The following is a 23,024-nucleotide window of genomic DNA, read 5'->3' on the forward strand; positions in this document are numbered from 1 at the left end:
ATGAAGCTAATCGTTGGACTGGGTAACCCCGGTCGAAAATACGAACAGACTCGACACAATGTCGGTTTCATCGTGGCCGAAAAGGTTGCCGTCCTGACCCGCGCCGGGACGCCAAAGATTAAATTCGAAGGCGAGTTGGCAGAGGCTTCGATCGGCGGGGAGAAAGTCGCGATTCTTTGTCCCCACACGTACATGAACGCGAGTGGACAAAGTGTCCGCAAAGCGTTCGACTTTTATAAGTTGGAGTTGAGCGATATCCTGGTCGTCTGTGATGATTTGAATCTCGACAGCGGCCGGTTAAGGATCAGGCCATCGGGCAGTGCCGGTGGCCAAAACGGGATAAAGGATATCATCCGGCATCTCGGTTCGGAGTCGTTTCCGCGGCTTCGCGTCGGCATCGGACGGCCTCCGGCAGGTTGGACGGTGACCGATTATGTCTTGGGGAAATTCTCCAAGAGCGAATGCGAGTCATTCGAAGCGGCGACAACCCGCGCGGCACACGCCGTGATCAGCTTTGTCACCGATGGAGTGGATCGCACGATGAGTCAGTTCAACGGTGACCCGGCGGCTGACTCGAAACCGAAACAACAGAAAAAGTCCGATCGGTCCCAAAGCGATCCGCGATCCGTCGGCCAGCAGCAACCCTAATCCAAGTCATCGTCCCCGTTTCATAGCAGCGCCAGCCCGATCGCGTTTCGCAACTCGGGCCGGAGCCAACCGTAGCAAGTAGAAAAGTAGAACAGTCGTGGCCAAAAACACTTACGAAACACTCTGCATCCTCGACAGCAACCACTACGCCCGTGACCCCGGCGGAGTGAGCAAGCAAATCGAAGATCTGATCACCGAAGCCGGCGGAAAAGTCGAAGTCAATCGTTTGTGGATGGAGCAAAAGCTCGCCTATCCGATCGACGGCCACCAGAAGGGAACCTACTGGTTGACCTACTTCGAAATGGAAGGCAGCGAAGTTCCCAAGCTGGACCGAGCCTTCCACCTCTGCGAGCCTGTGCTGCGTCAGATGACACTGAAACTGGATCCCCGGTTGGTCGAGCCGATTCTGGCCAACGCCCGCGGTGCGACGCCCGTCGTCAGCAAGGACGCCGCTGCCGAAGCCGGCGATTCCGGCGAAGCGAGCACCGAGAGCGATAGCGACTCGGATTCCTGATCAGGCTTTTCCGGTCGGGCTTCCCGATTGGGGCCTTCCCCTGTCAGGCGGTGGGTCCCTGGCCACTGGCCGCGGTTTGCCTACAATGAACTTCTCGGCGATTTAGCCGTTTGACCTCCTTTCACTTTCCCAGCAACTCACAGGACAACGATGGCCAGCTACAACCGCGTCATTCTGGTTGGGAATTTGACGCGTGATATCGAATTGCGTTACATCCCCAGCGGTCAAGCCGTTTCGGACGTGACCGTCGCGGTGAACGATCGCCGCAAGACCGCCAGCGGCGAATGGGTCGATGAACCCACGTTCGTCGATGTCACCTTGTGGGGTAGGAACGCCGAGGTGGCCAGCGAGTTCCTGTCGAAGGGATCGCCGGTGTTGATCGAAGGCCGCTTGAAACTCGATCGCTGGGAAACCGACGGTCAGAAACGAAGCAAATTGCGTGTGATCTGCGAGAAAATGCAGATGCTCGGCTCACGCTCGGGCGGCGGATCCGAACAGCGAACAACGCAACGCTCCGGCGGACAGACGGCTGAAAACCAAGTCAGCTACGATGCGCAATCCGTGGAAGACTATTCCGCCGATTCGGGGGCACGTGATGCCCAGCCGACCGGGAAGGGTGCCGGTTACGAAGACCCCAATATTCCGTTTTAAACAGCACAACAGTATCGTAGACGTCCCCGGGCATTGACGCCCCGGTTCGTCCTCTTTTGTCAACAACCACCCACTCAAACTATCGCCAGAGCACTACGATGTCACGCAACGGCCGAACCATTAAACGACCCTACAAACGATTGCCCAAAGGCGAACACGGTGGGATCCAGCTCCTGTTGATTCACAACGTCGAACACCTCGGCAAGCAAGGCGACATTGTCGAAGTCAAGGCCGGCTATGCGCGCAACTATCTGTTACCGCACGGCATGGCAACGATCGCAACCGATCACCACAAGCGGATGGTCGAAAAGCACCGCGAAAAATTGCGCGCGATCGAGCTGGAAAAACTCAAGAGCTATCGCGACTTGGCGGACGAACTCGGCAAGCAGTCGATCACGATCGAAGCCAATGCCAACGACGAAGGCCACCTGTACGGCAGCGTCGGGCCGCACGAAATCACCGCGGCACTCAAAGAAGCCGGTTTCAGCCTGGCCAACGACCAAATCCGGTTGGATGGCCCGCTCCGTGAACTCGGTCTGTACACCGTGCGTGTCTACTTGCACAGCGAAGTCGAAGCCAATTTGAAGGTTTGGGTCGTGCCCACCGCCGCCGAAGACGCCGCGGTTTCCTGATCCCAGCCGAAGCGAGACGCAGGTCGCCGGAGGCCTTCGTCCGTCGGCACCCAATCACCCCGCCGGTCGCCATGCCAAAGACCGCCGGGAGCACGTCGCCATCGCCGCCAACAACCGGCGGCCGATTTGGCGACGTAGATTCCTCAATCGGGGCTGTGGCGGAACTGGCAGACGCGCTGGATTTAGGTTCCAGTTTCTTCGGAAGTGCAGGTTCGACTCCTGTCAGCCCTATCGTTACTCAAATCGACTTAACGCGACCCTGAGGTGGTGCCGTGGTCACCACCACGTGGCGTTAGCCAGTGGCGCGTGTCTGTCGTCAATCCATCGTCTCCACGCGCCGCTCGCTCACGCTTCCCGCTGGCACGCACGCGGTGCTGTCAACGCAGCCACCCTGGATACCCCGGTGCCTTACGTTGCATCGGAATTGCCTGTCAGCGAAAATGCATCGCGTGTTTTCACCGCGCGATGAGTACTCGGTGGTGACCCGTCGAAATTGACTGGCGAAGCTTGTCCGTCTTCCACGACCTATCTGAGACAATACGATCCTACGATGCGTCCACCTGGCGGAGAACTGACGTTTTACACGGCGCTGGGCATGCTTTACGGAATTGGCGCATCAATTGCCGGATTTGTGTTCGCGTTGCCAGGCTACTTTGCCTTTGCCGCCGTCATTGGCCTCCCATCGCTCGGCGTCTGGTTCGAGCAGCGATGGGCTGGACTGTTTCTTGCTGCCGTTATCGCACTTTCCATTCCGGGGCCCAAAGTCTCCCGCCCCGCGATACCTGAATCGGGGCTGATCGAGTTAACGGGATCACACTTCGTTTGGTGGCAATAGAGAGCGGCAGCGAGTCCGGTATCCCGGAGGGATGCCAGCGAGTAGCCGGAGGTCAGCGCAGTGCCACCTCCGGGAAGCAGTTCACGGACTCCCGTCGACCCCGGACGGGGTCGCAGCGAATCATTCCGCGGACGGTGCCGCAGTCCGCGTTTCCATTAGAGCTGATCGTGATGCTCGCCCACTCGGGGTGGCAGGCAGGGGCCGAGGGCTCGGACGCGATTCGCTTCGACACCCTCCGGGGTCGCGTCGTGCGGGGGACCGTATGTCCGGAGGTGGCGCTGCGCTGACCTCCGGCTACTGGCTTTGGGCCCACGCCATGAGATCGTGGAGCAGCCGTCGTGGTGATCAAATCCCAGGAAACTGGGACGCCCCGGGAATGCTCCGTTGTCGGCCACCGGAGCACCGAGGCCAATCGCCAATGCGCGAGAAATGGAGCTTCCCCAAATTAGCCCTGGACCTTTGTCCTCTCCCAACAGCGGTGTGACCGCGTGTGATTGGCTCACCATGAATTGCCTCAGCACCCTGGAGTGAGAGGGCACACGCAACTCAACTATTTAGCCGTTTGAATGCCGAGCAGGGTATCGAGAGCGAAGGAGAAGGCTGACCGATTTCAACAGCGACAGGCATCTCCTTGGCCACGATTCTCTTCAGTCCCATTCAGAAGAGTTCAAGCTCACCATCGTCAATCGACCGGATTCCGACCATTCAATCGATGCTCCTAAGATATTTCTCCAGCATGGTGTAACCATCTTCGGTCACTTGGTTTCGGTCGTCCGCATCGTTTGGGTTCAGCCCGTTTACAGTTTCCCAACCGTCGGGCATTCCGTCATGGTCGGTATCTGAGGGGGCGGGTGTGCTTCTCAGTTCCGGCCAGCCGCCGACATCGTTTTGTGAATCGATAATGCCAGTGATTTTCGATATGTCGGTCACGCGTTTCGTCGTTTTGTAGATGCCTTCATATGTTGCCGTGCCGTTGCGAACTTCTTCGACGATTCGCGAATCGACTGAATCTCGATTCGGCAAGGTTGCTCCCGCGTTGGCGAGAACCAACGAAAACGCTTCCCCTGCGGTATGTTGATGAATTTCCATTGCGTCCCATGGTTTGTCGAGTTTGACAAAGTTGCTGCCTCGTACGCCGCTCCAGTTGTCAGAGTTCACAGAAGGGCTACCCTCGATCACATTTCCGGAAACATGCCAGCTGCCTTTATCGTCTTCGCCTCGGGATGAAGGTTCCGCCAGTACGGCTACTTTGCCGGGATCAGTCGCCGGGCCTGGCTTATAGTAGTTTGCCACCATGTTGATCGTGGAAAAGTTGAATTTATCGTTTCCTGCTTGATGAGCTTCTCCGCCATAACAACTGACATACCCCCAGTTGTAGAGCACGTTGTTTCGATAGTCTGTATGACCGCACCCCGATGCGAATCGTGGGTTTCGGCCCGAGTTGTGTGCGATCAAGTTATGGTGGTAGCTACTGTGATTTGATCCCCAAATGCCGCCAAATCCATGTTGGGACTTGACGTGATTTGAATCGAACATGCTTTCGGTAATCATGCACCACTGCACCGTGACGTTTTCGCAGTGGTAAATCGACATGACCTCATCGACACTCCAGCTAGCTGACACATGGTCGAGGATCAAGTTCCTGACATAGCGAGATGAAATTGCGTCTGCATCTTTTCCTGATTCATCGCCGAATCTGACGCGGATGTACCGAATGATTACCTCATCGGCATCGATCGACAGCGGGTATCCTCGTAGGCAGATTCCATCGCCGGGGGCCGTTTGTCCTGCAATGGTGATGTTCGGGTTCTTGATCTTGATGTCACTCTTGAGTTCGATTGTCCCCGAGACTTTGAACACAACTGTTCGTGGTCCTTGGGCTTCAACTGCAGCACGAAAGCTGCCTTCGCCGGAATCATTGAGGTTCGTGACTTCGTAGACCGCCCCACCTCGCCCGCCAACGGTGTATTTGCCATATCCTTCAGCCGTAGGAAACGCTAGCAGTCCTTCAGCGAAACCATTGATGGGCCACGCTAGAAAGCCGATCAGAAACACCGTTCTGCAGAATACGTTTTTCATCGTTTGATCTTCTTTGATGTTTGAAAGGTGAAAACTGCGGAGTAGTTAGGCTGCAGTCGCATAAGGCGTTATTGGGAGTCGCGGATGTCATTCGATTTCGATAACGACTCGCTGATACCTCGTGAGCGGTGGCGTGCCGGAATCAGTCACCTCGTAGATCACATGAAATGACTTCCCGGCTGAATCGTTGGGTATTTCGATCGTTGCAATGGCTGACGAAGATTATCAGGCCAAGCATTACAGGAAGTCTAGCTGAATTCTTGATTGAAATGAGCGTATTCTTAGCTTCCCGTAATTGGTGTTCACGGAATCCTTGAATCGATGAAGCACTTTGATCCTGACCGACCGCGTTTTGCTTCCTACGGTTTCACTTGCGAGAAGTGGATGCCCCAAGCGATGCCGCGGGCGGATCAGCATGACGAAATCGAGCTGAATTACCTCACCTCAGGTTCACTGACTTATCTGATGGGCGGCCGACGTGCCGTTGTACCTGCTCAGCACCTCGCCGCTTTCTGGGCGACGGTTCCTCATCAAATCGTGGAGTACACCGGCAATGAGCCTTATTACGTCGCCACGATTCCGTTCGCATGGTATCTGAAATGGGGTATCGCGGCCCAACTTCATGACACATGGTTGGAAACGGCAGTTGCACTGGAGATACAAGCTCGCTTGCTGAGAATGGCAAGATCTTTGAGTGATGTTTCGCCGCCGATCAACTCTGAGCGGCGGATTTCAATGGAATCGCAAGACAAGGCCGAGCAGATGGCATGTCGGATCTCTCGATGCTTCGAAGAACGGCTGACGATCCCCCAGATCGCGGCGGAAGTTGATTTGCATCCCGACTACGCCTCGACACTTTTCAAAAAAACGTATGGCACAACGATCGTGAACTTCATCACACGTCAACGCGTCGCCCACGCACAGCGATTATTGCTATCGACTGAATCCCCAATCATTAACGTCGCCGAGGACTCAGGATTCGATTCATTGTCTCGTTCCAATCGGGCATTTAAGCAATTTACGGGGGAAACTCCTCGCGAGTACCGAAAGAACCTGAGATAGCTGACCGACAGACTCAAGCATACTACCTCTCCCCTGCTTCTTGCGGTGAAGGACTGCCCATCAAAACGTCGGATGATGCAACGAGTTCGACGGACTGGATGCCGGCGATCGCGAACTGCCGCCGTTCTTCGCGGCTGATGCAGAGTGCCAGCAGGTTTTGGTTTTCCGTGGTCCAGCGAATGGGGCTGACCAGACGCGCGGTTCGTTTGCCAGTTCGATCTTGGTAGATGATGCGGCAAACCCAGTGATCGGGGTCTCGCATTACGAGCGAGAGCTTCTGAGGGAGCGTCTGATGGCGTTTGGCTTTGCTTGGGGCTTGTCGCTTGTGAGTCGTGGCTTGGGGCATCTCAGATCCTCTCTGCGTCGGGGGTGAAGCCGGCGGCGACGAGGGCTCGCTCGAGCTCGGGACGGATTTGGTCGTCGCTCAGGCCGGCGCGGCGGTGAGTCCGGACGACACGCATGAAGACGTCGTTGGCTGTCTGCGCCCGCGGAGGCGGGGCTTTGGGGGACTCGACCGGCCAGCCGTCCGATGGCGGTAGCGAAGGGTGGGCACGGCGCAGTCGCCAGCAGAGGGCTCCGGCAGTGATGCAGGAGCCCAGTCGGTGGTAGTGGTCGACCAGGTCGAGAACGTGTCGAGGTCCGACGCTGGGCCCCAAAGTCTCCCGCCCAGCGCCAGCTGAATCGGGGCTGATCGAGTTAACGGATCACACTTCGTTTGGTGGCAAAAGAGAGCGGCAGCGAGTCCGGTATCCCGGAGGGATGCCAGCGAGTAGCCGGAGGTCAGCGCAGCGCCACCTCCGGGAAGCGGTTCACGGACTCCCGTCGACCCCGGACGGGGTCGCCGCGAATCATTCCGCCGACGGTGCCGCAGTCCGCGTTTCCAAAAGAGATGATCGTGATGACTGCCCACTCGAGGTGGCAGGCCGGGTCCGAGGGCTCGGACGCGATTTGCTTCGACACCCTCCGGGGTCGTGTCGTGCGGGGGACCGTATGTCCGGATGTGGCGCTGCGCTTACCTCCGGCTACTGGCTTTGACCCCGCCGGGGTCATGCCAGCCAATGCGGCGCTGGAGTTGTGAGCGGAACGGCGCGAGCGGGCTGTCGATTTAGATGATGTTCCGAAATCAACGTGATCATGCCAGCCCGACGCGTGAGCGAGGGGCGCCGCGTGGCCCCTTGCTAACGCGTGCGGGCTTAAATCGACAGGCCGCTCGCGCCTTGCCGCTCGCAAATCGGGATTCATTTGATCGGTCACGCGACCATCGTTGTGAGTCGTCATGCTCAACGCCGTTGTGATTGCCGCAGTGGCGATGCCACGATCTGGCTCACCGAGAAGTGGGCCGATTGGTGATCCAGAGCGATCGGTAGGGCGTCACATTGAGCACGGCGTTTTGGTCGTCGAAACGGGTTCCTGAAATGGCGTCGTGCCAGGCGTCCATCGCGATCAGGTTCAGATCAGACAGTCTTAATTCCTGCACCGAGTCGGTCATGTTGTGCACACAGAACACGCTTTGGCTGCGGTCGGTGCTCTGCCGCCAAAACGCAAAGAATGGTTCGTGCAGTTGCAGGGTGAACTGCGTCGCGTTGGGGTGGAACGGCAGCATCTGACGGCGTAAATCGATGCGGCGGATCAATTCGTGGAACACCTGATGGTGCACCGATCCTTTGTCGCTCAGTTGCCGTTGCAGTTCTTGCCAATTCCATTTGTGGCGATTGATGCTGCGGTTGTGCTTGGTCGCTTCCACGCCGGCTTGATCGTTCGGGGTGGCCAGCAAGCTGTGGATGTAGAAGGCGGGGATGCCTTCGAGAGCCATCATCACGGTCTGCGAGCACAAGAAACGTTCCACCTGCCAAGGGTCTTCACCTTTGACCGTTCCCCGCAGCGCATCAAACAGCGCCACGTTGAGTTCATAAACGCGTTCGCCGCCGTCGGGCGTGCGGCGGGTCGAAACATGGCCGCCGAAGCGTCGCACGGTTTCGACCAGTTGCAGCTGTTCTTCGTCGGACAACAAGCCTTCGGCCGGCCGCATGCCGATGCCGTCGTGCGAGGCGGTGAAGTTCAGGTAGGTGCAGCCCACCGGCGCCGGGGGCATCGTCATCATCCAACGCTTCAGGTATTCGGTTTTTCCGGTCAACAACGCATGCACCAGCAGCGGCGCCAGGCTGAAGTTGTAGATCACGTGGGCTTCGTTGCGGTTGCCGAAGTACGTCAGGTTTTCGTGGTTGGGGACGTTGGTTTCGGTGATCAGCAAGGTCCCCGGCGCAAAAAAATCGGTGACCGTGCGGATCAGCTTGACGACTTCGTGCGTCTGGGGCAGGTGCATGCATGTGGTGCCCGGTTCCTTCCACAGAAACCCGACCGCATCGAGCCGAAAGATACTGACGCCGTGCTCCAAGTACAGCCGGATGATTTTGAGAAACTCCATCAGGACTCGGGGATTGCGGAAATCCAAGTCGACTTGATCGTGGCTGAACGTGCACCAGACGTGCTTCAGGCCGGCGGACGTTTCGGTCGGTCGCAGCAGTGGTGATGCGCGGGGGCGGACGACGTCCGAGAGATCGTCGCCGACATTGGCTTCCATGATGTAGGAGGCGCCGGGCTCGATCCCCTTGCGATAATTCTCAAACCATTGACTTTCCGAAGAGACATGGTTGATGACGAGATCGGCCATCAATCGATAGTCATCGGCGATCTGCGAGATCTCCGACCAATCGCCCAGCTTGGGATTGACTTGGGTGTAATCGATGACGGCAAACCCGTCGTCGGAGCTGAACGGGCAAAACGGCAGCACGTGGACGGCCGAGAGGGAGTCTTTGACGTGTTGCTTGAGAAACGCGTGCAGCGTTTCCAGCGGAACCGCATCGCCATCGACGATCGAATCTCCGTACGTGATCAACAGACAATCTTCTTGCGACCACAGTTGGTGAAGCGGCAGTGGGCGTTGTTCTTCGAGATGGTCGAAGATCGCGATGACCTCGTCGGCCAGTCGCTCGACCTTGGAGTCGGGGTAGAGGAAACCGAGGTGTTGAGCAAGTTGTGCGCGAACCGGCGAGTCGTCAGTGTCCGTAGAAGCCATGGAATCGATTGCTTGTAGCGGGATAATCGAGGTTGGAGAGAATCGTTTCAGGCATTGTCTGCCTCCACCGCGCCCAGAATCTGGTCATAGATGTCTGGCACCGCGCTGGTCACTCGGGACCAGTTGTGAATGAAGGGGCTTTCGTCTGGACGATTGAGGAATTCGTCTCCCGCCGCAACGATGACACGGCTGAATAGTTCAACCGTGGTTTCCTCTCGGTGACGATCCAGGTTCAGCCCACTCATCACGGCGTCGTTGTGGTAATGGTCCACGACGTCGAGCGCTGTACGGTAGTAACAGGCTTTCAAGGTTCGCAGCATGCTGTTGCTGATGACGAATCCTTGAACAGCCAATTTGCGAATAAACGCTTTGCAGATGTCGGTTGCCATACGATGCAACCCGCTCGTGCGATCGTCTTCGGAAACCGCTTGATGTTTGTGATCGTATGCGTCGGCGATGTCCACCTGGCAGATCCGATTCAGGTTGCAATTGCGGTACATCTCCGACAGGGTGCCGATTTCCAGTCCCCAGTCGCTGGGGATCCGCAATGAGGTCACGATTTCGGAACGCATCGAAAACTCGCCCGATAGTGCGTAGCGAAAACTTCCCATGTAGTCGAGATACTCGACGCGACCGAGCACCGTCTTGAGAGCTCGTATCAACGGAACCACCAGCAACCGAAAGACGCGGCCGTTGAGTTTTCCATTGGCGGCACGATAGTAATAGCCCTTGCAGAACTGGTAATGGAACGAAGGATGGGCCAGCGGGTAGAGCAGTCGCGCGGGCATCGAACGATCGTACGTCAGGATGTCACAATCGTGTAGCGCGATGGCTTTGGATTTTCCCGATGCCAGAAAGTACCCCAGGCAATACCAGACGTTTCGGCCTTTGCCCGGGTCCATCGGGGCCAGCCCTTCGGCTTGCAGGGCGGCATCGACGTGTCTTAGTCGTGTTCCGTCATTCCAGAGCACGACATGGTTTTGCGGCAATTTGTCGAAGAATCGCTTGGCGGCCTGGAATTGTTGCTCGTTGGCTCGATCGAGCCCGATGATGATTTCGCCCAAGTAGGGGATCTTTGCCAACGCGTCGACGATCGGTCCCATCGCCGGACCTTCCAATTCCGAGTACAGGCACGGCAACAGCAACGCCATCGGGGTTTCCGCGGAAAACTGCACCAGCTCTGACTCAAGCTCGTCAGTGGAGCGATTTCGCAGGTTGTGAAGGGTTCCGATAATTCCGTTCTGCGAAAAGTCCGCCATGGTGTTCGCCTCGATCAGTGAAGGGGAGATTGGGAGGGAGCAGTCGAGTCGCGTTCCAGCCGTGTCAGCAGCTGCGAAACGGCTTCGGCCCAGCCGGCGGCTCCTTGCGCGGTGGCAATGATCCCCCTGCCGGCGTCAACGTGGACTCCCAGCCCGGAAGGAGTCGGGATGCCGATCGGTACATCGGCCAAATCCAGCATGCTTTGGTCGATGGGACTGTCACCGATCGCCGCGAGAATGGGTTGACCGCTGGGCTGCGACGATGGATCGGAGTGCGAAAGGCGAGCAGCGACGGCCTGCATCGCCCGGCCCTTGCTGGTCTGGCCGGCGACGTGCCAAAAGCGACCACCGCGGGTTAGGCTGAGCTGGTGATCACGCAGCGATTGTTCAAACTTGTTTCGTTGCTCGTCGCTGTCGTCCCAGAGCAGTGGCTCGGTTCCTTGACGCGCCAACGCCATGCGGGCGCTGTCCTCGGGCAACTGGGTTTCTGCGGCGACGCCGGCGAGCCCCAGGTCGGCAAACGAGCGGAAGCGATACTGAGGTTTCAGGGACTTCAGCACCTCCAGAATGTGGTCTCGCGACGCACCGATGATTTCAACGTCGCCGAACGGCTGGCCGGTTTCACCGCCCCAGCAAATCACGGACCCGTTTTCGGAGATGAACGGATAGTCGGCCAGCTCCAGTTGCCGGGCCAGTTGGCTCATCTCCGGCACCGTCTTGCTGGAATTCATGACCAAGGGAATCTGGCGATCACGCAAGGTCTGCAACGTCGCTGCCGCCGGAGACCAGTCGTAGTCGTGCTTGTTGAGCAAGCATCCATCGAGGTCGGTAAACAAAATCAGCGGTGACGCGGTTGGCAGCATGACGCCAAGTTTATGGAATCGGCGATGCGGTCGCCACTGCGACTGCGGGCCGGGCGGGTTCACTGACCTCGTGGAACGCTAAGGGGAAAGTTATCGTTGCTGTGGCGGGAATCCGCCATTTTGAAAAAGCTCTGGCGGGTTTTGCGGTGAGGTTTTGATCTACCAAGAGATCCCTTTTCCGGAGTGGCGGACCGGTCGGGGCAACAGAAGATGGCTGCACCTTGGACGCACGCAATCCTGTTTTATTGACGCCGAATTGACGCCGAATCAGTTGGGCCATGTCGATCTACCATGTCATCGATTGCCGCAGAATTGAACGTTCCGCTGGCAACGGGTGTATTGTCGCAATCATCAACTGGGACGACGGTCGAACCATCCTTGTTCGACAGACGCTCGGCCAGGACGGCGGTTATTCCTGGGATCGGATCATGATGTACGGCATTCGCGCGACCGATACGTTCGATACCTTGATGCCGGCCATCGATCGTTTCTTCGACAGCAGCGACGTGGAACGACGGATGATGGTTTCTTCGGCACAACTCAGGCGTGAACTGATCGCCGCGACCGGTCATTTGACGGGCTGAAACCCAGTGCCGCGAACTCGCCTTGGCCTCCACGGGCGACGTCAGGGTTTGATCCCATGCTTGGCCAAGACGTCCAGCAATGGAACCTTGTAGGGTTTTCCGTCCGGGGCAAAAACGGCGGGGCTGCGCGGTGTCGTGAAGGCCTCTTTGATCATCCGATTCCACTTGTCCTGGCCCGTCGCACTCTCCCCGTGATCAGATTCGGTCGGCAAGTCGTACTTGTCCATCAACTTTTTTTCCACGCCGTTGTATTTCGCGAGAATCGGGCGAACGTCCTTGTTTAACTCGGTCTGGTTCTTGTAGGTATTCCCCTTGAGCTGCATCAGATCGATAAACAGGTCGCGGGCCAGCAAGGCGACGATGTCGTAGTGCCCCTGTTCGTGTTTCAAGATCTGGTCGGGCGTGCGATTCTTCTTCTGGTTGATCTCGTCCATCTTCTTCCAGCTCTTCGATGCATTGAACGTGACCGTCACGTTGATGTTGTCGTTGACCAATGACGAGAGCAGGATGGACGGAACGGAAAACGAAGTGCTCGTGAACGCGAGGTGGTGGCTGCTGGCGTCTGGGGTGCCAACGAAATCTGACCACCTGAGAGTCTTGAAAAGGCCGGTAAGCTTTGACGGCATCGGAGTGTCTCCAATAGAGTGTTGCGGGGCGCGAATGCGACCGTCGCAGCCACCATTATCGTTCCGGCGACAAGATTGTTGTGCGGAAAAGAGGACGGAAATTCCTGACCAGGTCAGTCTGCCTGATCAGCCGGCCAGTCGGTCACTGCGTCGGCGGCCTGGTGCAACAACCGGTCGATCGCCGATCCCAGGTGCGATGCAGAGGGGCTGACTCGGGCATTCAACAACGCGATCAAGTTCTTGCCGTCATGGCGGCGAATCATGATCGTGGCGGTCCCGTCCAGCGAACCGGTGTGCCAGTGGTTTATCTTGCCGGGCCCCACCGTTCGGTTGCTCCATCCCAACGAATAGTAACGCGACTTCTCTTCCCCGTCCGCATCGTGCCCGGCGAGTCCCGGCGGGCGGCGATCCATCCACTCGATCGATTGCCGGCTCAGGATCGGACATTGATCCGGATCGTCAAACGCGGCGGCAAACTTCGCCAAATCGGACGCCGATGCGATCCATCCGCCATGTGAATCCATCGCCTCCAAATGCCACGCGCCGTAAGGTCGCGGAACTTCATCGCCCCGATCCGATGCGAACACCGATTTGCCGGTGCCGGGCTGATAGTACCGCACTTCGTTCTCTGCCCGCCCCTCCAGTCGCGTCGCCCCGATCCGCATGGTGGTCACGCCGATCGGTTCCAAAACATGCTGTTGAACGTAGGCTTCGTAGCCCTGGTTGCTTCGCGTTTCGATCACCCGCCCCAGCAAACAATAGCCGAAATTGGAGTAGGCGTATCGCTGGCCGGGGTCGAAGTCGAGCGGCTGGGACAGCATCGCTTTAATGACCGTTTGCTGATCCGCCGGCGGCTCCGTTCCGACTTGGTCGGCGAACCGAGTGGATTGAAACATGGCGTCAAAGGACACATCGCGGTCCCAGCCGCCGCGATGTTCCAACAGTTGGCGAATCGTGATGTCACGCAAACGTTCGTCGAATTCCTCCGTCGACGCGATGTCTGATTCAAAGTCCAGCACGTCAAAGACCTTGTCATCGAGCGTCACTTTCCCCTGCTCGATCAGTTGCAACACGGCGACGGCGGTGATCGGTTTCGACAGGCTGGCGATTCGAAACAGACTGTTCGGTTGAACCGGCTGCTGCTGGGCGATGTCGGCATAGCCGTAGCCTCGGGCAAAGACGACACGCCCGCGATTGCTCACGGCAATCGAAGCCCCGGGGACGCGGTGCTCTGTCATGAACTCGCGCATCAAGCGATCGAAACTGGCGAAACGCTCGTCCGCCTCGCCTGACGCCACATTCGGCGGTGCCGCGGACTGGCGATACCCTGGCCCGCGCAGAACACGCCCGGGACGCGCACCGGTCTGTTTACCATCTTTGAACACCAGGCGTCCGTTGACGATGACAAACTTCATCCCTTCGGACAACGCTTGGGGATTCGCGAAATCCGCGCGATCGGCCAGATTCTCGTAGTCGAACACGATCACATCGGCCGCCAGGCCGACGTTGATTCGGCCGCGGTCGTACGCCATCACATCATTGGCGGCGACGGCACTGGCCTGTGCGATGGCGCGTTCCAGGGAGATCGCTCCCAGATCGCGGACGTAACGCGAGAGCAGTCGCGGGAAGGAGCCGAACGCCCTGGGGTGGGACGCCGACCGGCTTCCTCCGGCCGGGCCGACGTCGGTGCAGAACGAAACAAACTCCTGTTGCATGGCAAGGATCTTGTTCGCGTCGGTCATCGTCTCGGGAAGTGCGAACGCGCCTTGACGCACCAGTTGAAAGAACGTGTCCCAGGGGTCCTCGTCGCACGCGCGAGCGATTTCGGCGACGGATTTTCCATCATGTTTCGCGTAACGTGGATCGTTGCTGCGTCCGATGACGATTCGTCCCCAGTCATTTCCGGCATGGCGAAACCAGTTTTCCCAGCCCTCGGTCGTTTCCATTTCTCGCTTGATCTCCGCGCGCAATTCGGGATCGTCCAGTCGCTGGATCAGCCGATCACGACCCTCGGAGAAATGGCGGGGATGAATCAGCGCCGCGATGCCCAGGCCGTTGTTGACGTAGGGATAGATGTCGGCTGTCACCTGCTGTCCGCTCGACCGCGCTGCTTTGATCGTCGCAATCGCCAACGGCATCTTGCCCCAATTCTGCTTGCCGGCTGCTTTGAGGTGAAAGAGGTGGACGGGAGTGTTTGCCTGACGACCGATATCGAGTGCCTCCTCGATCGCTTCGAGCAAGCGGTCGCCTTCGTTTCGCATGTGCGTGTAATAACCGCCGCCGTATTCTCCCGCCGCGGCGGCCAACATGGCAATCTCTTTGGTGGGGGCATACACGGCCGGCGGATAGATCAACGCGGTCGACACCCCGATGGCACCGGCCTGCATGGCTTCCCGGACCAGCGCCTGCATCTGCTCCATTTCCTGATCGCTGGGGCGTCGCTCGACGTCGCCGATCACGATGCGACGGACCTGGGTGTGCCCGATGGTTTGGACCACGTTGACGGGCAACCCTTTGGATTCGAGCAGCGTGAAGTACTCGGCCATCGTCGTGTAACCCTTGCGCCGCCCCTCTTCCTCGCCCAATGGTGCCGCCGATCCGCCTTCACCGGCATTGATCGTCGTGATCCCCTGGGTCAGCAAATTGATCGCCGTCTTCGGATCCTCGATCATTGGCGATGCCGTTTGTCCCATCATGTCGATCAGACCCGGCGCGACGATCAGCCCCCGGGCATCGATCAACTCCTTCGCTTCGTCGTCGGGAATGCTGCCGATCCGTACGATCTTGCCGTCATCGATGCCCACATCCGCCTGGTACCACGGCGCTCCCGATCCGTCGACGATCTTGCCGTGCTTGATGACGATGTCGAATTCTGGTTCGGCGGCGCCGCCGACGGACAGCGTCGCGACGAAAAGTGCTGTTAACAGAACAAAGGATCGGGACATTCCGTTCGCCCATTCTCTCGGTGGCGGGTGGATTTCGAATGACAGATGACTGGGGCAGGTCAAGACGTTCTATTGAAAGACCAGCGTGCCGAACTTCTTGAACTCGTGGAAGCTTGTACCGACCCGGGCCCAATCCCATTGCGTGGATTTTTGATCGTCGTAATCCACGCGGTAGAAGTTTGCCCGCCAACGGGTCCCTGGTTCGGGCGGCACGTTGCGTAGCGGCTTGAGCAACGCGTAGGGGATGAAGACTTCGGCGCGCCAGCCGGTGACAGTGGCCATCGACTGATTCTTTCCGCCGCTCGCTGAAACGGCTTTCTGGATCTTTCGATCGCCCTCGTAGTGCCACGGTCGCCAGCCGAGAAAACGGCCGTCCAGGTTGGGAATCAGAATGGGAAGCTCGAAGCCGAGCGGGGAGATTTCATACTCGAAATAAACCGGATCGTCTTCGTGTGTCCAGAAGAAACACTCGTAGACGTCTTCATTCCAGAGGTCCAAGAAGTCTTCGTTCATCGTTGCGGTCAGCGTCTGATCGCTGCCGTCAAACAACACGTAGACTCCGGTTGCGGAGTACAGCATCTTGATCCGTGACGTGTAGTCATGGCTTCCTTGGGGGCGACGGTTTAGCGTCACCCAGTCGGTCGAATCCCACGCCGCCGCGTCGCCCTTGCCGTTGACGGTGAAATCGTCACAGCGGTTGACGTTCAGGATCGGCGGTGCTGGTTCGTCGGCGCGTGACGGGGTAGGAACCAGAACATGCAGCGCGGCGATCGCAAGCAGCCAGATGGCTGGTGTGCAGGCGTTTCTATTCTTGAGGGTCATGCTGATTTCCGAAACAGGGACTGGAGTTTGTAAGTATCGATGAACGTTGTGTGTGACGTCCCCTGGTCGGCATTGTAAGCGAAACGGATTCCGCCGGAATCGACGGTGTAAACCATGTCTGTTTATGCATCACATTTAGAAGGACAGGCGAAGTCCGTTAGGCCCAGAGGATGTCAATCTTATTACTGCTGGATCTTTCTTAAATACACTGGCTCCCCTCTCCCCAAAAAACGCCAATGACGCGACGCGTCGGGCGTTTTTTGGGGAGAGGGGTTGGGGGTGAGGGGTAACAATTACAACCGCCCAATCGTATTTTCTGTGCCCAGTGAGATGGCTACAAAAACGATCCCCAGCCCCCTCATCCCCAGCCCTTCTCCCCCACAAATCGACAAGCAAGCTTGTTAACGATTTGTGGGAGAGAAGGGGGCCATATCCGTCAGGAATTAAATCAGCATCCCAGAGGGCCGACAGAGTGGATAAACATAGGAAACGTCCCTCGTTCCCAGACTCCTCCTGGAGGCACACCGTGGTGGAGGCTCTCGCCTCCTGCCCCACCCTACGTCAATCACCCGTGGCGAGTGACTGGAATTGGTAATCCGCGGGGAGAAACCCACTACGCGATGATGTCTTGGACGACTTTACCGTGGACGTCGGTCAGCCGGAAATCGCGGCCGGCGTAACGGTACGTCAGCCGTTCATGATCGAAACCCAGCAGGTGCAAGAGGGTGGCATGCAGGTCATGGACATGCACACGATCCTCGACCGCCTGGAAACCGAATTCGTCGGTCGCGCCATGCACGTGTCCCCCTTTCACACCGCCACCGGCCAACCACATCGTGAACCCGTAATGATTGTGATCTCGGCCACTGTTGGTCCCGGCATTGGCGCCCGGTTTGGGCAGTTCGACGGTCGGCGTGCGTCCGAATTCGCCGCCCCAGACCACCAGGGTGTCGTCCAACAGCGAGCGTTGTTTCAGATCTCGCAACAAGGCGCCGATTGCTTGGGAACACTCGCCGGCGAGTCGACGATGGTTGTCTTCGATCTTGTCGTGACTATCCCAGGGCTGTCCCGCGCCGTGCCAGAGCTGGATGTAACGCACGCCCCGTTCGACCAATCGTCGGGCGATCAAGATCTGCCTGGCCTGGATCGAATCACCATACATGTCGCGAATGGATTGGGGTTCGCTGCTGATGTCAAAGGCATCGGTCGCCTCAATCTGCATGCGATAGGCGAGCTCGAAACTTTGCACGCGTGATTCCAACTCGGCATCCTGCTGGCGAGCCTGTTGGTGACGCTCGTTCAGCTTTTGCAGCAGATCCAGTTGCCGACGTTGTTCGTCGCGGGGCAGGCCGGCTGCGTTGCGGATGTTCGCGATCAGTTTTTCGATTTCCTGGTGTTTGCTGTCGATGTACGTCGCCTGGTACGCACCGGGAAGAAATCCGGCTTGCCAGTTTTCGGCGCCCTTGATCGGATAACCGCTGGGGCACATCGAGATGAAACCCGGAAGATTTTGGTTTTCGCTGCCCAATCCGTATGTGACCCACGATCCGACCGAGGGCCGCACCAGTTGGCCGTTGCCGCAGTTCATCAGCATCAACGAGGGTTCATGATTGGGCACGTCGGCGTGCATGGATCGCACCACGCAGACCTCGTCGATCATCTCGCCCACGTGCGAAAACAACTCGCTGACTTCGATGCCGCTTTCGCCATACTTCTTGAACTTGAACGGTGATCGATAGGCGGCCCCGGTTTCGCGCTCGGTGCGCAGATTCAACGGAATCGATTTGCCGTGATACTCCTCGAGCGCCGGTTTGGGATCAAACGTGTCGACTTGCGACGGACCACCGTTGAGGAACAAGTGAATCACCGCTTTTGCTTTCGGTGCAAAGTGCGGCGTTTTGGGGGCCATCGGGTTTGTCGCGGTCGCAGCGTGCAACAGGCTGGACGTGTCGTCGGCCATCACGCCCGCTAGGGCAAGCGATCCGAGACCGATCCCGCTACGGCGCAGAAAGTCGCGACGGGTAGGGGGCAGTTGGTTCAGTTGTGAAATGAAATCGGACATCGTGTGATCCAAAATGGAATGCGCTTCCAGGCTCGTAGCTTAATCGACGAACGCAAATTCATTGCTCAGGAGCAAGACTTGCGCGAGTTGAACCCAGGGATCCAACGTGGCGGCCGATTCAGGTCTGACAAACTCAATCGCCACGTTTAATTCGGCCGGGTCTGGGTCGCGTGCCAGGGCCAGACGATACAGTCGCTTGATCCGCTCGGCCACGCTGTGGTTGGAAGCGTCATCGCTACCGCCGGCGGGTGGGGAGTCCGGTGCCGCTTCGCTGCGTGCCGCCAACGCTTTGGCCTGCTCGATGACGAATCCGGAATTCATCAGGTAGAGCGCTTGCTGGGGAACGGTTGTCTTGGCGCGTTTGGCTTGACTGGCATCGGGGCTGGGCAGATCAAAACTGGCCAGCAAACCGGGCAAATCTTCGCGATCGATGTAGGCGTACAGGGCGCGTCGCGTGGCATCCTGGTGGATCATGACGGAGCGGCCGCCCACCGATTTGTCCAAGCGTCCGGCGACCGACAACAATCGATCACGCAACGGTTCGAACTCCATCCGCCGTCGTGGCATGTGCCACAGCAGTCGGTTTTCAGGATCGGTTTCGATCGCGGCGGGGCGTGTGTCGCTGGATTGTTGCCACGTTGCCGACAGCATGATGCGGCGTTGCAGACGCTTGATGGACCAACCGTCGGCGATCAGCCCTGCCGCGAGGTGGTCGAGCAGTTCCGGATGCGTCGGCAGTTCACCGCGAATCCCAAAGTCACTTGGCGTGCGAACAAGGCCTTCGCCGAATTGGTGTTGCCAGACGCGATTGACAATCACCCGAGCGGTCAACGGATTCTCGGGGTCGGCAATCGCTTGGGCCAATTCCAGACGACCGCTGCCCTGTTGAAAGGGCCGGCCGCCATCGACGTGCGACAAGACCTGCAGGAATCGTCTTGGAACGCGGTCGCCCCGATTGCCGGGTACGCCGCGTCGGAAGATCACCGGTTCGACCGGCTTGGGCTTATCCACCATCACCATCCCACGCCCCGGTGCGCCCGGATGTGTGACGCTGACACCGTTCACGCCGTTGAGCAACTGGTTGTATCTGCCACGTTCGGCCTGATCCAAATGCGCGATCGCTTGGCCCATATCCAGGGTCGTCGGTGCATTGGCCGACCACAACACCTGACGCAACGTTTCGTCATCGGCGTCGGGCAACCGTTCCAGGCTCTCGTCTGTTTTGCGGGCTTCGAGCCACTGGGCATCGACCGTTTCCAGAACATTACCGAACACTTGCGCCGCCTCGGGCAAGGATGTTGGCTGTGCCTCTCGCAACGAATCGAGCAAGCGTTGAGGAATCGCTTTCGCCGCTTCCTTTCCTTCTGTCACTTCCGCCGCGGTCGCGGCTTGGTCGAAGATCGTGGCCGACTTTGCGGCGAACTCATCCGGCGGCAGCGCGGCCAGTTTACGAAGCAGTTCCCAGACGGGATGCGGCGATGCGTTGGCGTTGACCAGATACTGTTGCCATCGCCGCGTGGCCGGTAAACGCAACGCACCCCGTTTGCCTTGGGGCTGCACCTTTTCTTTGCTGTATTGGGGCAGCGACTTGGCGATGTAAACCAGATAGTCGGCGACTCGTGAACGCAGTTCGTTTTCGATTTCTTGGCGTCGCTCTTCGACCCACCTGTCGACTTCTTGCTGTTTCTCCGCTTTCGCCTTTAGGAACGCCTCGTATTCCGGCGATGATTGTGGTTCGCCAAGAAGCGGTAACTCGGACGGTTCTTCCGAGCTGGCAAACACGCCATAGAGCGAATAGTAGTCGGCCGTCGGGATCGCATCGTATTTGTGGTCGTGGCATCTGGCACAGGCGACGCTCATGCCGAGAAACCCACGGGTGACCACGTCGATTTGGTCGTCAATGATGTCGTGTTGACGGTTCATGAATCGCCGACCGACGGTCAAGAACCCCATGGCGGCCAGCGCGCTGCGTGCGTCATCGGCCAAGTCCAAGTGGTCGGCGGCAAGCTGCTCGATCACAAATTGGTCAAAGGGCTTGTCGCTGTTGAAGGCATCGATCACATAATCGCGATAGGTGAATGCGTACGGGTAACGCGTTTCCATGTTTCCGGCCAAGTAGCCTTTCGTGTCTCCGTAGCGGGCGATGTCCAACCAGTGCCGCGCCCAGCGTTCTCCGTAGTGTGGATTGTCCAACAGCCGATCGACGAGCCGGGCAAAGGCGTCGGGCTGATCATCCGCGACAAACGCCTCGACCTGTTCATAGGTCGGCGGCAGACCCAACAGCGTGTGGTACGCCCGATGGATCAGCGTCCGGCGATCGGCTCGCGGGTTCGGCGCCAGCCCGCCGTCGGCCAACCGCGCCAGAACGAAACGGTCGATCGTTGTCATGCCGTCGCCACCAAAGGCGTCTGACTGCTCCTGCCCCACGCGCGTCGCCAGTTCCGCGATCGTTGGCGGGTCGGCGGGTGAAATCGGTTGGTAAGACCAATGCGATTGACGTTGCGCCTCGATGTGCTCCTGGGGGGACAGCTTGACGGTCGGTGGTGTCTCCGTCACTTCCTCCGGCCAATACGCTCCCCTGCGAACCCATTCGGAGAGAACACGAATCGCTTCTTCGGGCAACTTGCTGTCCGGCGGCATTTGCAAGTCGTTGTCTTGGTAGCCGATCGCACGAATCAGTCGACTCGCATTGACATCGCCCGGAACCACGACCGGTCCGCTGCCCCCGCCTCGCTTGAAATGATCGTGGCGATCGAGTCTCAATTCACCCGACTGGTCATCCGGCCCGTGGCACTCGACACAGTGCTGCACCAACAGCGGACGCACCTCGTTCTCAAAGAATTTCTCTTGCTCGGCAGAACGCGTTTGCTTGTCTTGGGGATTGGGAGCGGAGACGCCGGCGGTTGCGGTGACCAGCAACAGCATGACGGCCACTGGGCTGGCGGCAAGAAACCGGCGACGAGGAAACACGGCAGGCATCTTTTCTCGGGGGACCCAAGGGGAAGGCGGGGAAACACGCTGGACAACCGGGAGGCTTCCACGCGGGTTTCGATTGGGGGGAAGGCGGGCAGGTTCTATTCTACGCGACAAAACCGGTCGGGGCGAGTCTTGTTCGTCGCGGAAGTCGCCCACGGTTCGTCGGTGGAAATAGCCGTTTGACGCCAAACGGGGTGGTTGTCGATCGCGGCAGGCCGCGAACCGACGTGCCCAGTCTCACCGACCACGCAGGTCGGAAAGCGTGAGCGTTTGCTCGATGACCGGATTTCGTTCCAGGTCGCGGATCTGGAACGTCAGCGTCGGATCGTCGCCCTGCCAACCGATCGTCAACAGACCGTAGTTTTCGCGGTGGTAGGTCGACTCGCTGACCCGATAGCGATTGTCGGTGGGCGTGCCACGTTTGTGAAGCTGATTCAAACTGCTGCAGGTGATGTCATAGATCGGGTAGGGCGTTTTCTCGACCAGCGCCGACACCTCCGACCAGTGCCGGTCGCCGCTGATGAAAACGACTCTGTCTGCTCGGGTGTCACGGATCAGGTTCAACATCCGATCGCGTTCCAGCGGCAGATTCGCCCAGCATTCTTGGCCGGCGTCCTGGGCAACGAATTGAATGCTGGAAACGATTAGACGAACGTCGGCGGGCTGACGAAGTTGTTCTCCGAGCCACCGCCACTGGGCGTCACCGAGCATCGACTTCTCCGCATCGTCGTCGGGCTCATACGGACCGCCGACACGCCGCTCGCCCTTCTTCAGCGGAGACCGAAAAAATCGCGTGTCCAGCAAAATGACTTGCAACCGCTTCCCTTCGGGGCCGAAGCTTTTTGAGTCGTAGACGCCCGGCCGCTGGCGCAGCGGCGAATCGGCCGGGACGTTCCAAAAGTCGAGAAATTCCCGTTGTGATTCCGCCCGTTTGGGATAGTCGGCGCCGCCATCGTTGACGCCAAAGTCGTGATCATCCCAGGTGGCCATGACCGGGGCGGAATCGATCAGTGACGCAAAGCCCGGCTTCTGAGACAACGCCTGGTACTTGTTCCGCATCACCGCCATGTCCTCGGTGTCGGCATAAATATTGTCGCCGGTGAACAGCAGCAGCTGTGCCCGCTCGGCTGCCATGGCGGAAAAGATCGGCGCGGGCTGGTCCTGTTTGATACAGGAACCAAAAACGACTCGTGTGACCAGGGCTGATGAATCGGCGTCTGCGGAAACGGAGAGCGGAGACAGGACGATGGAAATCAACGAGGCCAGAGCGAGAGTTTTGAACATGGTGCGGCAATCGAAACAGGCTTTTAGAGATGGATTCAAACGATGCTGCGGTAGTTTAGAGAAGTCGGGCAGGTCGTGTGTGCAGTAGGGGCAAAACGATGGGGGC

General features: G+C 58.5%; 19 protein-coding genes and 1 tRNA gene. 8 read left to right on the forward strand and 12 right to left on the reverse strand.

Annotated elements, in window-relative coordinates; all coding sequences use genetic code 11:
• The 6 genes from pth (at nucleotide 1) to NZK35_RS03945 (ending at nucleotide 3,280) form a co-directional block, all read left to right on the forward strand.
• Nucleotides 1-648 (forward strand): aminoacyl-tRNA hydrolase, encoded by a 648-nt coding sequence (gene pth / locus NZK35_RS03920; RefSeq protein ID WP_259631295.1) that lies wholly within the window; start codon nucleotides 1-3, stop codon nucleotides 646-648.
• A gap of 97 nt (nucleotides 649-745) precedes the next feature.
• Nucleotides 746-1,162, forward strand: a complete 417-nt coding sequence (gene rpsF, locus NZK35_RS03925; protein WP_323379605.1) for a 30S ribosomal protein S6 — start codon at nucleotides 746-748, stop codon at nucleotides 1,160-1,162.
• A gap of 150 nt (nucleotides 1,163-1,312) precedes the next feature.
• On the forward strand, nucleotides 1,313-1,813 hold the full coding sequence (ssb, locus tag NZK35_RS03930) for a single-stranded DNA-binding protein (RefSeq protein ID WP_259631296.1): 501 nt from the start codon (nucleotides 1,313-1,315) through the stop codon (nucleotides 1,811-1,813).
• Between the two features lie 98 nt (nucleotides 1,814-1,911).
• On the forward strand, nucleotides 1,912-2,445 hold the full coding sequence (rplI, locus tag NZK35_RS03935; RefSeq protein WP_259631297.1) for a 50S ribosomal protein L9: 534 nt from the start codon (nucleotides 1,912-1,914) through the stop codon (nucleotides 2,443-2,445).
• A gap of 149 nt (nucleotides 2,446-2,594) precedes the next feature.
• Nucleotides 2,595-2,676: transfer RNA gene (locus NZK35_RS03940), tRNA-Leu, on the forward strand.
• A gap of 319 nt (nucleotides 2,677-2,995) precedes the next feature.
• Complete coding sequence (locus NZK35_RS03945; protein WP_259631298.1) at nucleotides 2,996-3,280, forward strand: hypothetical protein; 285 nt, start codon at nucleotides 2,996-2,998, stop codon at nucleotides 3,278-3,280.
• A gap of 705 nt (nucleotides 3,281-3,985) precedes the next feature.
• Here NZK35_RS03945 and NZK35_RS03950 read toward each other — a convergent pair.
• Complete coding sequence (locus NZK35_RS03950) at nucleotides 3,986-5,359, reverse strand: pectate lyase family protein (RefSeq protein WP_259631299.1); 1,374 nt, start codon at nucleotides 5,357-5,359, stop codon at nucleotides 3,986-3,988.
• Nucleotides 5,360-5,446: 87 nt separating this feature from the next.
• On the reverse strand, nucleotides 5,447-5,569 hold the full coding sequence (locus NZK35_RS34570) for a hypothetical protein (protein WP_323379607.1): 123 nt from the start codon (nucleotides 5,567-5,569) through the stop codon (nucleotides 5,447-5,449).
• Between the two features lie 186 nt (nucleotides 5,570-5,755).
• Between NZK35_RS34570 and NZK35_RS03955 the strand changes: the two genes are divergently transcribed.
• On the forward strand, nucleotides 5,756-6,421 hold the full coding sequence (locus NZK35_RS03955) for a helix-turn-helix domain-containing protein (RefSeq protein WP_323379606.1): 666 nt from the start codon (nucleotides 5,756-5,758) through the stop codon (nucleotides 6,419-6,421).
• 22 nt (nucleotides 6,422-6,443) lie between these two features.
• On the opposite strand, the gene NZK35_RS03960 is transcribed toward NZK35_RS03955, so the two are convergent.
• The 4 genes from NZK35_RS03960 to NZK35_RS03975 form a co-directional block, all read right to left on the reverse strand.
• Nucleotides 6,444-6,767: a WYL domain-containing protein gene (locus NZK35_RS03960; protein ID WP_259631301.1), complete on the reverse strand. Its 324-nt coding sequence runs from the start codon at nucleotides 6,765-6,767 to the stop codon at nucleotides 6,444-6,446.
• 978 nt (nucleotides 6,768-7,745) lie between these two features.
• The gene (locus tag NZK35_RS03965; RefSeq protein WP_259631302.1) at nucleotides 7,746-9,497 is read right to left on the reverse strand and encodes a sugar phosphorylase; all 1,752 of its coding nucleotides are present in this window, start codon (nucleotides 9,495-9,497) and stop codon (nucleotides 7,746-7,748) included.
• 47 nt (nucleotides 9,498-9,544) lie between these two features.
• Entirely contained in the window at nucleotides 9,545-10,756 is a 1,212-nt protein-coding gene (locus NZK35_RS03970) for a glycosyltransferase family protein (RefSeq protein ID WP_259631303.1), read from the reverse strand.
• Between the two features lie 14 nt (nucleotides 10,757-10,770).
• Nucleotides 10,771-11,619 carry an HAD-IIB family hydrolase gene (locus tag NZK35_RS03975; RefSeq protein WP_259631304.1) on the reverse strand — a complete coding sequence of 283 codons (849 nt, stop codon included), beginning with the start codon at nucleotides 11,617-11,619 and terminating at the stop codon, nucleotides 10,771-10,773.
• Nucleotides 11,620-11,897: 278 nt separating this feature from the next.
• On the opposite strand from NZK35_RS03975, the gene NZK35_RS03980 reads away from it, so the two are divergent.
• Nucleotides 11,898-12,203: a hypothetical protein gene (locus NZK35_RS03980; protein WP_259631305.1), complete on the forward strand. Its 306-nt coding sequence runs from the start codon at nucleotides 11,898-11,900 to the stop codon at nucleotides 12,201-12,203.
• 41 nt (nucleotides 12,204-12,244) lie between these two features.
• Here the strand turns inward: NZK35_RS03980 and NZK35_RS03985 are convergent, their stop codons facing one another.
• From NZK35_RS03985 to NZK35_RS04010, 6 genes are all read right to left on the reverse strand, one after another.
• A complete protein-coding gene (locus NZK35_RS03985; RefSeq protein WP_259631306.1) occupies nucleotides 12,245-12,829 on the reverse strand; it encodes a DUF922 domain-containing protein in 585 nt (194 codons plus the stop codon).
• Between the two features lie 113 nt (nucleotides 12,830-12,942).
• Nucleotides 12,943-15,774: a serine hydrolase gene (locus NZK35_RS03990; protein WP_259631307.1), complete on the reverse strand. Its 2,832-nt coding sequence runs from the start codon at nucleotides 15,772-15,774 to the stop codon at nucleotides 12,943-12,945.
• 69 nt (nucleotides 15,775-15,843) lie between these two features.
• Nucleotides 15,844-16,596, reverse strand: a complete 753-nt coding sequence (locus tag NZK35_RS03995) for a carbohydrate-binding family 9-like protein (protein ID WP_259631308.1) — start codon at nucleotides 16,594-16,596, stop codon at nucleotides 15,844-15,846.
• A 613-nt stretch (nucleotides 16,597-17,209) separates the two neighbouring features.
• Nucleotides 17,210-18,658, reverse strand: a complete 1,449-nt coding sequence (locus tag NZK35_RS04000) for a DUF1501 domain-containing protein (protein WP_259631309.1) — start codon at nucleotides 18,656-18,658, stop codon at nucleotides 17,210-17,212.
• A 39-nt stretch (nucleotides 18,659-18,697) separates the two neighbouring features.
• Nucleotides 18,698-21,628 carry a PSD1 and planctomycete cytochrome C domain-containing protein gene (locus tag NZK35_RS04005; protein ID WP_259631310.1) on the reverse strand — a complete coding sequence of 977 codons (2,931 nt, stop codon included), beginning with the start codon at nucleotides 21,626-21,628 and terminating at the stop codon, nucleotides 18,698-18,700.
• Nucleotides 21,629-21,871: 243 nt separating this feature from the next.
• Nucleotides 21,872-22,918 (reverse strand): alkaline phosphatase D family protein, encoded by a 1,047-nt coding sequence (locus NZK35_RS04010; protein ID WP_259631311.1) that lies wholly within the window; start codon nucleotides 22,916-22,918, stop codon nucleotides 21,872-21,874.
• Between the last annotated feature and the right edge of the window lie 106 nt (nucleotides 22,919-23,024).

It is taken from the genome of Stieleria sedimenti (assembly GCF_025060895.1).
In the GTDB taxonomy this organism is placed as follows: Bacteria; Planctomycetota; Planctomycetia; order Pirellulales; family Pirellulaceae; genus Stieleria; species Stieleria sedimenti.